The organism is Chryseobacterium sp. CS2K3, from assembly GCF_059515185.1.
In genome coordinates this window covers 93,034-105,530 of sequence record NZ_JCAKRW010000006.1, presented here as the reverse complement: position 1 = coordinate 105,530, position 12,497 = coordinate 93,034, and the positions used below count along the sequence as shown (strand labels likewise).

Sequence of the window (12,497 nt, the reverse complement as noted above, 5' to 3'; positions counted from 1 at the left end):
AGCTTTTATTTATATATATTTTAAAACAGTAAGAGCCCATATTGCCTTTATTTAACAAATATTGAATAGCTCAAATAGACTATATTTTATTAAAAAAGTTATTTTTGTAGGAAAGAAAAAAAATGCAAAATATAGCGAAAAACAATTTTGACTTCATCCGTGTTCTCCTCGCTTTCATTGTCTTCGTTGGACATTTGGGAGCGCTAAGTGGTTCAGATCAGCTTACTTTTCTCACACACAGCCCTGTAGAAGTTGCCGTTTTTTCGTTTTTCGTGGTAAGTGGCTTTCTGATCGCCAGAAGTTACGAGAGATCTTCCAGCCTTAAAAGCTATGCAAAAAAAAGATTTAACAGAATTGTTCCTGCTTACCTGCTTGTCGTTTTTCTGTGCGCCACTCTGCTGAGTTTGGTCAGCTCTCTTTCTTTTTCAGAATATTTTAGTAACGCGCAGGTTTATAAATATCTTTTCTGGAATTCATTATTCTTAAATTTCAAAGCACCCTGGCTGCCAGGAGTATTTGGAAATCAGGCTGTAAACGGTGCTTTATGGACATTAAAAATAGAAATGTGTTTCTACATGGCAGTCCCGTTAATGTTTTTATTATTTAGAAAAAATAACAAGTATAGAAATATCAGTTTGATTGTGTTATACTTCCTCTCATTGGTTTTTCTTAATTATTTTGAAATGACAGGAAAGGCATCCATTTCAAGACAGCTACCTGGTTCTCTATGTTATTTCATTGGAGGAATGCTTCTGTATTTTAATTTTGATAAATTTATTAAGCATAAAAATATTCTTTTTATTATTGCTATTATTACGGTATGGCTGGATCTTATTATAAAGATCAAACTATTCTCACCTATGATGATCAGCATTATCGTTCTGTATATTGCTTATTCATTTAAGTTTCTGAATAATTTTGGTAAATACGGAGACTTCACCTACGGAATTTATATATTCCATTTCCCTATTATCAGAGTATTTGCTACATTGGGGCTTTTTGCCAATTACAACCCTTTCCTCATGGGATTGGTATGTATGTTTGTGGTAATTGGTGTAGGAATTGCTTCATGGCATCTTTATGAAAAAAGATTTTTATAATTTTAAATATATTTTAAAGCACGAATGAAAGACCTTGTTTCCATCATCACCCCTTGTTATAATTCTGCAGAATTTATCGAAGAAACGATAGCCTCTGTCCTGAACCAAACCTATGAAAACTGGGAATGGCTGATTACTGATGATCTTTCCAAGGATAATACAGTCGAAATCATCAAAAAATATAATGATCCACGGATAAAACTTCAGATTCTTGAGAAAAACGGAGGTGCAGGAAATGCCAGAAACAAAAGCCTTGAAAGAGCTCAGGGAAGATATATAGCCTTCTTAGATTCCGATGATTATTGGCATCCTGAGTATATTGAAACAATGACCGGTTATATGGAGGAGCATCATGCTGAGCTTGTCTATTGTAATTACTCAAGATGTAATGAACAGCTTCAACCTATTCTAAAGGATTTTCTTGCGGATAAAGTTGTAACCTTTTCCAATCTGTTGAAAACCTGCCGTCTGGCACCTGTTTCCACAATGTATGATACAAAAAGGGTCGGAAAGTTTTTATTCCCTGTAAAAAGTAAACGTGAAGATCATGTAATGTGGTTGAACCTATTAAAAGTAATTCCGGAAGGAATGCCTATTAATAAAACAATGGCAAAGTATAGAATGCGTGAAAACAGCGTTTCCAGAAAAAAGAAAAACATCATTAAAGATCAATATCTGGTCTATAAGGATTTTATGGGATTCTCTACATTAAAATCTCTGTACTACACCGCCAATTGGGCATTGAACGGATTTCTTAAATATTCAAAAATTTTCAATTAATGGAGTATTCAAAAGAGTTTAAAGCAGCGCTGAGTGCTTTTTCAAGTACTGAAAAGGATAAACTGATCTTCAGACTTTTGAGAAAGGATAAATTACTTTCCAAGAAACTGTATTTCGAACTTATTGACCCGGAAACTACCGATGATAAGAGAAATGCAATGGAAGAAAATGTAGAAGAGAAAATTCTTTTAGCATCCAAATATATCGGAAATGCAAAATATTTCCTTACCATAGTCCGAAAAATAAGTGCCGAGATTACGGAACATGTAAAAATTACTACAGATAAATTTGGGGAGGTTTCTCTGAATATTCTGATGATCAACAAGATTTTAGATTATAATAATGAGCTGAGCAGACAGAGGTTTGATAACGTTTATAAACTTTACCTTTATATGATCAATAAGATCTTTAAATCCTTGATTTTAATAAAGAAACTGGATGAAGATTACTGGATGGAAATTGATTAGCTATTCCGAGAAACTCAAAACAAAATTTCTGAGAACAATTATCTCCAAAAACTTTGTATCAATAATGGATTGGACATTAATTGGCTTGAGTGTGACAACATTCCTGAGAATATTGAACAGACGATGAAGGAGATAAAAAGCCAGGGATTTTTAAGATAATATTTTCTGTAAAATCATTTCTGTAGAATTGGGCTTTTCATCAATGAAACTCTTAGCATTCTGAGACATTGTGATAAGCTCTTCTTCATTATCTTCATTTGTCAGAAATAAGACAAATTCTGCTGCCTCATGTTCATCTCCAAAGGATTTACCACCATTCCCGGCAATAAGATCATCTGCTTCAGGGTTCTTTTTATAGTGGTTTCCAAAAATTACCGGAACTCCAAACGTAGCTGCTTCCAGAATATTGTGAAGTCCTGCATTATGAAACCCGCCTCCTACTACCGCAATATCTGCGTAAGAATACAGCTTTGAAAGCAATCCTATGCTATCTATGATCAGAACTTGAGAATTTAAAACTGATGACGATAAATGTTTCAATTCACTATATAATAATGCATCAGGAAATATATTTTTAAGATGTTCCACTCTTTTAAGATCGTGAGGAGCTATAATTATTTTAGCAGCATTATTCTTTTGGGAAACCATCTCTGCAATCTTCTCTTCAGCCTGCCATGAACTTCCAAAAACTACGGCTTTGTGTCCGTTAATAAAATCTGAAATAAACACTACATGATTATCACGAATCTGCAGCTGTTTTACTCTGTCAAATCTTGTATCTCCCGTTACAGAAGACTTTACCAGCCCTACACTTTTTGCTAATGCAAGAGAAAACTGTGTCTGATGAAAAAACCAGTCTACATTTTTCTGTAGTTGCTTTACAAACCATTTCCCATAAGAAGTAAAAAATGACTGACTTTCGTAAAATAAAGCTGAAATCACATAGATTTTCACATCTTTATTCTTAAGCTCTGTGAGTAAATTATACCAATAATCATACTTTACCGTAAAATATAGTTTAACATCAAACTGTGACACAAATTCTTTTACATCAGTCTTTTTATCAAAAGGAAGATAACAGATTACATCGGCAATATGCTTCTTTTTAACAACATTTTCGTATCCTGACGGAGAAAAGAATGTCACTAAAATTTTATGATCAGAAAATCTTTCTTTAAGCCTTTCTAAAACAGGAAGACCTTGCTCATATTCTCCTAAACTGGCAGCATGCATCCAAATAACCTTATCCGTTTTTGAAAACGCAGACTTTACTTTATTCAGAGATTGCTTCCTTCCTTCGACGCCTTTTTTAGTTTTATCATTAAATAATGAAAACACCTTCATCCCAAAAATGAGAAGACTGATAAATATATTATATAGTAAGTTCAATTTTTGACTGCTTTAATCATTAGATTTTCGGGAACTTTCACGAATGGATTTTACGAGACCTATTCCAATCACAGCAAACATTAGTCCCAGAATAAAAAAAACGGCATCACTAAGCTCTTTTTGCTTCCCTTCTGCAACACGGATACTTTCAACAATAATATCCAAAAACAGGATCATTACAGGAAGTTGTAAAGAAAAGAGATACAACTTATGGAATTTCGAACGGCGAAAGCCGTCAGGAATATGTAATAATGGGGAATTAGGATTTCTGGTTGCTCCTATAAACAGAAGATGTACAAAAGTAGCAATACAAGGTAAAAGCCATATTGTTGATCTTCCGGATTCTCCGTCTACGTTCCCCTGAAAGTCGAAATGAGTAGGAATCATTTCTGGTAATCCGGCATACTTAATTCCTGTAAAAATCCACATGCTAATAAGCAATAGGGTATTTACAATTAATAATAAGCCGGAAGTTTTCATAATTTAAATAACCTTTTTAAGGACTCTTAATTTATGAGTATGCTTGTTCATTTCCTGATTAAAGATTCCGGTGGAGTCTAAAGTATCAATTCTCACTTTACCTGATGCATGAATGATCTTCTGATTATCCAGCATAATTCCTACATGAGTAATTTTTCCTTCAGCATTTTCAAAGAATGCAAGATCACCCGGCTGAGTTTCTTCCACAAAGGTAAGTGCCTCCCCTATTTCAGCTTGCTGTGAAGCATCTCTGGGTAACTTAACGTTATGAATTTTATATACCAGCTGAGTAAATCCGGAGCAGTCTACAGCAAAAAAACTTTTACCACCCCATAAATAAGGGACATTAAGGAATTCTTTTGCCGCAAGCGCTATACTTTCTCTTACATCATGGCTTCTTCTTGATGCTACTACAGGAAATTCCACTTCAGAACCCATGGAAAGCAATGTTTTTCCGTCCTTCGTTAAGACTGAGGAAAAATCTTCCGTAACAACAGTCACTTTTCTGTTGGCAAGTTCTTCATCTGTTACAGGCTTAAGCTGTTTGGTATCCATCCATCCTTCATAGCCGTCATAATGCATTTTTATCTTAGTCCAGTTTTTATTAACCTCTACAATATCTGCACTTTCTCCAAACAATATCTCAGTAACAATTTCTGCCCTGTCAGAAGCTTCTGCGCGAACCGGTGCTACTGTAACATTACAAATTCCTTTATTCATTTTATTTATTTAGAAATTAGGAAATTAAAAAATTTGGAAATCACAGTATAATATAATTCCCAAATCTTTTAATCTTTAATTATTTTCTTCTCAGAAAATTTACTCCATCCCGCAAAGGTAGAATAAGATTTTCAAAATCGTCGTCTTTTGCTGCTAAATCATTCAATTCCTGAATAGATTGGGTAGATTTCAACTTAGGATTTTCTTCCAGTACTTTTCCATACCACAATACATTATCAAACATTACGACCGTTCCTGATTTTGTATGTGGTTTTATCAGCCTGAAATACTCAGCGTAATTTTCCTTATCAGCATCTACAAAAATCAAATCAAAAACCTCATCAGTCTCTTGTAAATATTCCTTTGCATCCTGAAGCCTGAAATCTATCTGATCAGCATATTCACTGGATTCAAAGTATTTTTTAGGTAGATAAGCAAGATCTTCGTTAACATCTAAAGTTGTAATTTTTCCATCCTTTGCCAATCCAGAAGCAAGACATAAGGTAGCATATCCTGTAAAAGTACCTATTTCAAGGACATTTTTAGGCTGCACCATTTGAGAAATGATTGTTAAGAGTCTTCCCTGCTGATATCCGGAGATCATATGGGGCTGTGTTGTTTTCTGATAGGTTTCTCTTCTCAGTTTTTTCAGAATTTCAGATTCTGAGGAAGCGTGTGCCTCCAAATATCTATCCATTTCGGGATTCTTTTCTTCAAAAAAACTCATATCTTTTTTTATTTAAACAAATTTACGCATTTTAAACTTCTTTTAATCACCATATCTTCATCCTTATTTTACAAAAAAAGAGAGAAAAATGAATTCCTCTCTTAAGAAAATCTACTTGTGTAGAAAAAGAAATTAATAAGCGATGCAATATTCTCCTTTTGTACCACATACCCATCCTGGGCAGCAATCACTTGTTCTTTGGCAAATAATCTGAGGATTGCAGTCTAAAGAAGCTCCCTGTACTTTTTTCATTTGTCCTCTTGAAAGTTTCGTTAAATTTTTCATAGTAATAATTTTGATTTGTTTTCCTACTCTATAAGATTTTCGGAGACCTCTCTTATTTATTTCCTTTTATGGAGAATTAAATATACGTAATAATTTATCAATCAGATTACTTTAAAAAGAAAAATTATAAGCGTAAAAAAGAAAAATCAATTTATAAATGGGGAAAACCTCATATGAAATACCGTGAAAATACGGATACCTTTTGTGTGGTATTAGTTCTAAATTTGCAAAGACATCAGAAGGGTAAAAACACTAAGAGAAACAAAATGATTGCAGGAGAAAAACCAATTAACCATGAGAATCAAAAAGGCGTCTTATCGAAAGATAGAACGCGATCTTCTGCAAAAAAACCCAAGACTGAAATATCCAATTCATTTTTGCAACGAATTATTTCACTTTTAAAAAAAGAAGAATTAATTTGATTAAAAAAATAAATCCCGAATTTCTTCGGGATTTATTTTATGTATTGTTTAGCAATTATTTCTTTGCCGGAGCAATATCCATTAACTTCATAAACTCATCCAGCTTAGGCATAATGATAATTTCTGTTCTTCTGTTTTCTCCTCTACCGGATACACTCATATTAGTAGCCTTAGGATTATATTCAGAACGTCCACCTGCTGTAATTCTTGCCGGATCTACCCCAAACTGTGTCTGAAGAACTTTAGCAACAGAAGTACCTCTCAATGCTGAAAGATCCCAGTTGTCTCTCGGTAAGTTCACTGAATTCAATGGAGCATTATCCGTATTACCTTCAATTAATACAGAATATTTATCGTAATCATTGATCACTTTAGCAACTTTACCTAACACTTCCTGAGCCGCCGGTAAAATATTATAATCTCCTGTTTTATATAGCATTTTATCAGAAAGGGAGATCATCACTACTCCTTTCAATACTTTCACTTGTACATCTTCATCCGATACATTATCCAAAGATCTCTTAAGCTTGTTAGACAAAGCAAGGTTCAAGCTGTCATTTTTAGCATTGCTAGAGATCAATTGCTTGATATAAGAATTAGAAGCGTTGATTTCTCCTACAAGTTTATCAATGTTAGCAGAACTTTTTCCTGTGTTGGAAAGACAGGCATCAAGTGATGATTTTAGAGCATCATGTTGACTTTTCAATAAAGTATTTTCACCTGTCAATGCAGAATTCTGAGATTTCAAATCCTGAATTTCTCTTTGTCTTTCTCCGATATTTTCAATACACTGCTTGTAGTTTGTGCTCAGGGCATCATACTGCTTCTTGCTCACACAAGATGTCATTCCCAGCGCCATTGCCGAAACCGCTAAAATTTTTAAAATCTTCATAAGTAATCATTTTTAGACTACTCAAAGTTAGGGAAATTCAATTGAATTATATCGGTTATCTTTGCATAAAAGAAATTCTCAACAGATATGTTGGAAAAATCAAGCTTAAAAAATCAATTAGAAAATCTTGTTCATCAGCCGGAAAATCATACGTATCTTCTTGCTGTAAGTGGAGGAGCCGATTCAATGGTTCTAGCCTCATTATTTCAGGATTTCAGAGATACTATTAAAAATTCAGAAGCCGGATTTCAGGTTGCTCATATAAATTACAAACTTCGTGGTGAAGATTCGGATTTTGATCAAAAAGTGGTTCAGGACTTTTGTGAGAAAAATCATATAAAGTTCCATTTGTATGAAGTATCGGAAAAAGACAAAAAGCCGGATCACTCTATTCAGCTTTGGGCAAGGGAACTTAGGTATAAATTTTTCAAAGAAGTACAGGAAAAAGAAAATTTGAAATATTTGGTTACAGCTCATCACCTGAATGATCAGTTGGAAACATTTATCATCAACCTATCAAAGGCAGCCGGAATCAACGGATTGAGCGGAATTCCTGCTAATGACAATAACATACTCCGCCCTCTTTTACATTTCTCGAAACAGGAAATCTATCAGTTTGCGAAAGAAAATAATATTGAATTCAGAGAAGATCTTTCCAATAAAAAAAGTGATTACCTCAGGAATAAAATCAGGAATGAACTTGTTCCAAAATTATTGGAAACCAATGATCATTTTCTGGAAAATTTTAAAAAAAGTTCTTCACATCTTAATCAGACAAAAGATTTTGTTCAAAAACAGATTCAGCAGATAGAAAATAACCTTACTGCATTTAACAAAGGCTATAAAATTCTATCAAAGGAAAAGCTGGATCAGGAAAGCGATTTCGTAAAGTTTGAGATTTTAAAAAAATACGGATTTAATCAGGAAGAAGAAATTCCAAAGATTTTTAAGGCTGAAAACAACAGTACTTTTTTCTCTAAAGAGTATCAACTCATTGTTAATCGCGATGAACTGATTTTAACGCTTAAAAATGAAAAACCGGAAATCAAAAATGAAATCGTATTAATCGACAGTTTTGATTTTCCTGAAAAGCTGGTACAAATCAATATTCAAAATACAATTGAAGCTATTGAAGGAATCAATAAAGGTTTTGAATGGGATTTTGATGTTCAGAAACTCCATTTTCCACTACGTTTGAGAAAACAACAGGACGGAGATGAGTTTTACCCGACAGGTTTTTCGGGAAAAAAGAAAGTTTCTAAATTTTTTAGGGACGAAAAATTATCTATTTTAGCGAGGCAAAAAATTTGGATACTGACTGACAGTGAGAATTCCATACTTGGAGTACTACCACTGAGACAGGATAGAAGATACGCAAAGGATGAGAAAACAGAATGTGTTCTCAAAATTTTTAATGAAACGAAAAATGAAATTTAGAAATTGGTTTTTATTAATTCTACTATTTTTAGCAACAGGGATTAATGCACAGATAAAAAACCCTGTCAAGTTTAAATTCACCATCAACGACCTTGGCAACAATCAGTATGAAGCTGTTTTGAATGCTACCATGGAAAGTGGCTGGCACATTTATTCCAAAGATCTTCCTGAAGACACAGGAATTCCAACGGAATACAAAGTTACAGGGAAAAATATTGAACTGATCGGAAAGTTTACTGAGGCTGGAAAAAAGCATGAAGAGTTTTCTGAGGCATTCGGCGGAACTATTGTTTATTACTCTAACTCCGCGGGATTCAAGCAAAAATTCAAGTTAAAAGATCCTACAAAACCAGCTGATGTCACTTCTGAAATTACATATCAGACTTGTGATGACAGAGTTTGTCTTGCTCCGAATACACTGGAATTTAATCAAAAAGTAACTCCAAAAGGAGCCACCGAGGAAACTGCAACGGAAGAAACCACAGAGCCTGCAAAGGATTCTGTAAAAACTATTGAAACAGTTACTGAAAATCCTGCAAAAACAGAAGCTACAATTTCAGAGGTCTCAAAATTAGATCCTAAACAGCTTAAAATAGAAACACTGGACTTCAAGAATCCATTGACAGATTGCGGAACAGCGACGACAAAGGCAGATGAAAACTACTGGACTTATCTTTTCCTTGGTTTCATCGGAGGTTTAATTGCTTTACTTACACCATGCGTTTTCCCTATGATTCCGCTTACGGTTTCATTCTTTACTAAAGGAAGCAAGGATAAGGCAAAGGGTAAAAGAGATGCGCTTATTTATGGTTTCTTTATTCTTTTGATCTTTGTTTTATTAAGTATTCCTTTCCATATTATTGACGGGATTGCAGGAAATATTTTCAATGAGATCTCTACGAGTGTATGGCTGAACATTGTGTTCTTCATTATCTTTATATTCTTTGCCGGAAGTTTCTTCGGGTATTATGATATTACTTTACCAAGCTCCATTGCCAATAAGTCTTCAAGAGCTGAGGAAGCTGGTGGGATCATCGGAATTTTCTTTATGGCATTAACGCTGGTAATTGTTTCATTCTCTTGTACAGGTCCTATTTTAGGAAGTTTATTAGGAAGCGCGGTTACAGGCTCATCTAACGTTCCTATGCTGCTAACGTTTGCTTTAGCAGGATTTGGTCTTGCTTGGGCTATTGTCTTTGGTTTATTGGCGTTATTCCCGCAAGCATTACAAAGTCTTCCAAAATCAGGAGGATGGATGAATACAGTGAAAGTAGTTTTAGGATTTGTAGAACTTGCTTTGGCTTTAAAATTCTTATCAAAAGCAGACTTAGTATCTAAAACATTCTTCTTAAAAAGAGAGCTTTTCATTGCAATATGGATCATCATTGCATTAGGATTAGCTTTATATTTATTCGGGTTAATCAGGTTCCCGCACGATGATAAGAAACCAAAAATTTCTATTACAAGAAAAGTCTTGGGAGCATTGGGTATCGGTTTTGTTATTTATTTAGTTCAGGGACTTATTCCGTCTGATCGTCCAAAACTTCAGCTTTTAAGCGGTATTCTACCCCCACTGAATGTAAGCTATTTCCATGATGAAAAAGATGGTATTCTTGGAATGCATCCTGAGCATGATTTCTTCAACGCTATAGAGATTGCTAAAAAGGAAAACAAACCTATCTTAATTGACTTTACAGGTTACGGTTGTGAAAATTGTAGAAAAATGGAAGAGTTTGTATGGAGTGAACCCGATATTTTACCAATCCTACAAAATGATGTCGTACTTGCTTCTCTATATGTGGATGACAAGGAAGAGCTTCCTGAGGATCAGAAAACAAAGATTGATCTTGGAGAAGGGCAGATTAAAAAGGTTAAAACAATCGGGGACAGATGGAGCTTATTCCAACAGGTTAATTTTAACAATAACTCACAGCCTCATTATGTTTTAATAACTCCTGACGGAAAAGTAATTAACACCCCTGTTTCAGGATACATGCCAAAGGAAGACTTTAAAAAATTCTTAGAGTGCGGAGTGAATTACTTCAAAAAAAGCAAATAGATTTTTACATCAAAATAAATCAAGCCTTATCAATTCTTTGATAAGGCTTTTTTAATGCACTGATTTTAACAATATTTAAGGATAATTATTTAATAAAATTATAATTTTATTAATGTTTTGTAATTTTAGGTATAAACTTTGCATCAATTCTCCAAAATCACAATCGGATTTTTACCATTTTCATCAAATACCGTTTAACATTTAAAATATTAATTATGGCTGAAGTAATCGCACAAGAGAAACACGGCGGCAAACAAAAGAAAAAGCTGATCAGAGTAGACATGACTCCCATGGTTGATTTAGGATTTCTCCTTATAACCTTCTTTATGTTTACTACAAACTTTACAAAACCCAATGTAATGGACCTTGGATTACCCGCAAAAGACCCTAATCCCATTCCTACTACAACCAATGTGATTGGAGATAAAAACCAGGTAACTTTTATCCTAGGAAAAGACAACCGTGTTTTTTACCATCAAAGCAATGCAAAAGATTTGAATACAACCAATCTTAAAGAAACTGATTTCAGTGGAATAAAAATCTCAAAAATCATTTCAGAGGCTTATAAAAACGCTCCGGTACCTGCCAACTTCACTGTGATTGTAAAACCTACAGATGAAGCTAACTACAAAAACTTTGTAGACATGCTGGACAATCTGGCTATTGCAAAAAAAGAGCGCTACGGGGTAACAGACATCAAGCCATGGGAAGCAAAAATTTATAAAGAGTTAGTTCAATAGAAAGAAGGCTGTTTCAAAATTGAGACAGCCTTTTTAATACCTTTTATTTTTAGCAATCTACCTGATGAAGAGTTCTTCTTTTTTGTTTAAATTTGAAAATAGAATTCAACGGAACTCTCTTATTATATTCATCTAACCTTTTATATTATTGATATGATGCTGAACTTTGAAAAAAAAGGAAACGGAAAAGAAACATTAGTTCTTCTTCACGGATTTATGGAGAATCTATCTATCTGGAGCGACATGGAGCCTCATCTTTCTGAAGACTTCACGCTGTTAAAAATAGATCTTCCGGGTCATGGACAGTCCGATATTCTGGGGGAAGTTCATACAATGGAACTTATGGCTGATGAAGTAAAAAAAGTATTAGATCATCAACACCTTGGAAAAGTACATTTATTAGGACACTCTATGGGTGGCTATACATCTCTTGCCTTTGCTGAAAAATATCCTGATTCTCTAAAAAGCTTAACTTTATTTTTCTCTACGTATTTCGCAGATGATGAAGAGAAAAAACAACAGCGTATCAAAAGCTACAGAATCATTAAAGATGCCTTTGCTCATTACGCAAGAGCAGGAATTCCGAACCTGTTCAATCCCAATGAAAGAGATATTCTGGAAGGAAAAATTGAAATAGCTTTAGAAACAGCACTTTCTACAAACAATATGGGAGCTCTTGCCTGCGTAAAAGGAATGGTAGAAAGAACCGACAAAAAGCACGTAATGCAAAATCTGGAAGCTAAAATATTAGTATTGGCAGGAAAACATGACAACGCTGTTAAGACCGATATCACAATCAAAAACCTTCCTGACAGAACCAATATAAAATCCTATATCCTGGATTGCGGACATAACGGACATTGGGAAAAACCTCGAATCTGCGCAGAAATTATCAATACAGAACTTCTTCATAACCTTCCGAAAAAGCTGGTTTTATAAGTTCCTGACATGCATTGGAGTTAAACATATGTTTATATAAAAATCCTGTATATTAGTAAG

Annotated in this window: 14 protein-coding genes; 8 read left to right on the top strand and 6 right to left on the bottom strand. The window is 34.1% G+C overall.

Translation table 11 applies throughout. The features are described from left to right. Positions 1 to 122: 122 nt before the first annotated feature. The 3 genes from AC5YGG_RS12035 to AC5YGG_RS12025 are packed head-to-tail and all read left to right on the top strand — an operon-like array spanning position 123 to position 2,347. Entirely contained in the window at positions 123 to 1,100 is a 978-nt protein-coding gene (locus AC5YGG_RS12035; RefSeq protein ID WP_496144732.1) for an acyltransferase family protein, read from the top strand. Between the two features lie 24 nt (positions 1,101 to 1,124). Further along, positions 1,125 to 1,880: a glycosyltransferase family 2 protein gene (locus AC5YGG_RS12030; RefSeq protein WP_496144731.1), complete on the top strand. Its 756-nt coding sequence runs from the start codon at positions 1,125 to 1,127 to the stop codon at positions 1,878 to 1,880. Next, positions 1,880 to 2,347, top strand: a complete 468-nt coding sequence (locus tag AC5YGG_RS12025; protein WP_496144730.1) for a calponin homology domain-containing protein — start codon at positions 1,880 to 1,882, stop codon at positions 2,345 to 2,347. The genes AC5YGG_RS12030 and AC5YGG_RS12025 overlap by 1 nt, the downstream gene beginning before the upstream one ends. 150 nt (positions 2,348 to 2,497) lie before the next feature. Here the strand turns inward: AC5YGG_RS12025 and AC5YGG_RS12020 are convergent, their stop codons facing one another. The 5 genes from AC5YGG_RS12020 to AC5YGG_RS12000 all read right to left on the bottom strand — a co-directional run bounded on the left by AC5YGG_RS12020 (position 2,498) and on the right by AC5YGG_RS12000 (position 5,948). Beyond that, positions 2,498 to 3,736 carry a 3-deoxy-D-manno-octulosonic acid transferase gene (locus AC5YGG_RS12020; protein WP_496144729.1) on the bottom strand — a complete coding sequence of 413 codons (1,239 nt, stop codon included), beginning with the start codon at positions 3,734 to 3,736 and terminating at the stop codon, positions 2,498 to 2,500. 12 nt (positions 3,737 to 3,748) lie between these two features. Beyond that, positions 3,749 to 4,216, bottom strand: coding sequence for a DUF1648 domain-containing protein (locus tag AC5YGG_RS12015; RefSeq protein ID WP_496144728.1), 468 nt, complete (start codon positions 4,214 to 4,216; stop codon positions 3,749 to 3,751). A gap of 3 nt (positions 4,217 to 4,219) precedes the next feature. Further along, positions 4,220 to 4,936, bottom strand: a complete 717-nt coding sequence (locus tag AC5YGG_RS12010) for a C40 family peptidase (protein WP_496144727.1) — start codon at positions 4,934 to 4,936, stop codon at positions 4,220 to 4,222. Positions 4,937 to 5,015: 79 nt separating this feature from the next. After that, on the bottom strand, positions 5,016 to 5,663 hold the full coding sequence (locus AC5YGG_RS12005; protein WP_496144726.1) for an O-methyltransferase: 648 nt from the start codon (positions 5,661 to 5,663) through the stop codon (positions 5,016 to 5,018). A 132-nt stretch (positions 5,664 to 5,795) separates the two neighbouring features. Beyond that, positions 5,796 to 5,948 (bottom strand): CCPGW family putative bacteriocin, encoded by a 153-nt coding sequence (locus tag AC5YGG_RS12000; protein ID WP_496144725.1) that lies wholly within the window; start codon positions 5,946 to 5,948, stop codon positions 5,796 to 5,798. Between the two features lie 173 nt (positions 5,949 to 6,121). Here AC5YGG_RS12000 and AC5YGG_RS11995 point away from each other — a divergent pair, with 173 nt between their 5' ends. Further along, positions 6,122 to 6,370, top strand: a complete 249-nt coding sequence (locus AC5YGG_RS11995) for a hypothetical protein (RefSeq protein WP_496144724.1) — start codon at positions 6,122 to 6,124, stop codon at positions 6,368 to 6,370. Positions 6,371 to 6,425: 55 nt separating this feature from the next. Here the strand turns inward: AC5YGG_RS11995 and AC5YGG_RS11990 are convergent, their stop codons facing one another. After that, the gene (locus AC5YGG_RS11990; protein ID WP_496144723.1) at positions 6,426 to 7,262 is read right to left on the bottom strand and encodes an OmpA family protein; all 837 of its coding nucleotides are present in this window, start codon (positions 7,260 to 7,262) and stop codon (positions 6,426 to 6,428) included. Between the two features lie 87 nt (positions 7,263 to 7,349). Here AC5YGG_RS11990 and tilS point away from each other — a divergent pair, with 87 nt between their 5' ends. The 4 genes from tilS to AC5YGG_RS11970 all read left to right on the top strand — a co-directional run bounded on the left by tilS (position 7,350) and on the right by AC5YGG_RS11970 (position 12,437). Further along, positions 7,350 to 8,699, top strand: a complete 1,350-nt coding sequence (tilS, locus tag AC5YGG_RS11985; RefSeq protein ID WP_496144722.1) for a tRNA lysidine(34) synthetase TilS — start codon at positions 7,350 to 7,352, stop codon at positions 8,697 to 8,699. Then, a complete protein-coding gene (locus AC5YGG_RS11980; protein ID WP_496144721.1) occupies positions 8,689 to 10,758 on the top strand; it encodes a protein-disulfide reductase DsbD family protein in 2,070 nt (689 codons plus the stop codon). Before tilS ends, AC5YGG_RS11980 begins: the two co-directional genes overlap by 11 nt. A gap of 215 nt (positions 10,759 to 10,973) precedes the next feature. After that, on the top strand, positions 10,974 to 11,498 hold the full coding sequence (locus AC5YGG_RS11975) for a biopolymer transporter ExbD (RefSeq protein WP_496144720.1): 525 nt from the start codon (positions 10,974 to 10,976) through the stop codon (positions 11,496 to 11,498). A 156-nt stretch (positions 11,499 to 11,654) separates the two neighbouring features. After that, positions 11,655 to 12,437 (top strand): alpha/beta fold hydrolase, encoded by a 783-nt coding sequence (locus AC5YGG_RS11970; protein WP_496144923.1) that lies wholly within the window; start codon positions 11,655 to 11,657, stop codon positions 12,435 to 12,437. Positions 12,438 to 12,497: the final 60 nt, after the last annotated feature.

What these genes read in the sequence shown, in the direction of transcription:
- AC5YGG_RS12035 (WP_496144732.1), top strand. Translation starts at nt 123, where the DNA reads ATGCAAAATATAGCGAAAAACAATTTTGACTTCATCCGTGTTCTCCTC.
- AC5YGG_RS12030 (WP_496144731.1), top strand. Translation starts at nt 1,125, where the DNA reads ATGAAAGACCTTGTTTCCATCATCACCCCTTGTTATAATTCTGCAGAA.
- AC5YGG_RS12025 (WP_496144730.1), top strand. Translation starts at nt 1,880, where the DNA reads ATGGAGTATTCAAAAGAGTTTAAAGCAGCGCTGAGTGCTTTTTCAAGT.
- AC5YGG_RS12015 (WP_496144728.1), bottom strand. Translation starts at nt 4,216, where the DNA reads ATGAAAACTTCCGGCTTATTATTAATTGTAAATACCCTATTGCTTATT.
- AC5YGG_RS12010 (WP_496144727.1), bottom strand. Translation starts at nt 4,936, where the DNA reads ATGAATAAAGGAATTTGTAATGTTACAGTAGCACCGGTTCGCGCAGAA.
- AC5YGG_RS12005 (WP_496144726.1), bottom strand. Translation starts at nt 5,663, where the DNA reads ATGAGTTTTTTTGAAGAAAAGAATCCCGAAATGGATAGATATTTGGAG.
- AC5YGG_RS12000 (WP_496144725.1), bottom strand. Translation starts at nt 5,948, where the DNA reads ATGAAAAATTTAACGAAACTTTCAAGAGGACAAATGAAAAAAGTACAG.
- AC5YGG_RS11995 (WP_496144724.1), top strand. Translation starts at nt 6,122, where the DNA reads ATGAAATACCGTGAAAATACGGATACCTTTTGTGTGGTATTAGTTCTA.
- AC5YGG_RS11990 (WP_496144723.1), bottom strand. Translation starts at nt 7,262, where the DNA reads ATGAAGATTTTAAAAATTTTAGCGGTTTCGGCAATGGCGCTGGGAATG.
- tilS (WP_496144722.1), top strand. Translation starts at nt 7,350, where the DNA reads ATGTTGGAAAAATCAAGCTTAAAAAATCAATTAGAAAATCTTGTTCAT.
- AC5YGG_RS11980 (WP_496144721.1), top strand. Translation starts at nt 8,689, where the DNA reads ATGAAATTTAGAAATTGGTTTTTATTAATTCTACTATTTTTAGCAACA.
- AC5YGG_RS11975 (WP_496144720.1), top strand. Translation starts at nt 10,974, where the DNA reads ATGGCTGAAGTAATCGCACAAGAGAAACACGGCGGCAAACAAAAGAAA.
- AC5YGG_RS11970 (WP_496144923.1), top strand. Translation starts at nt 11,655, where the DNA reads ATGCTGAACTTTGAAAAAAAAGGAAACGGAAAAGAAACATTAGTTCTT.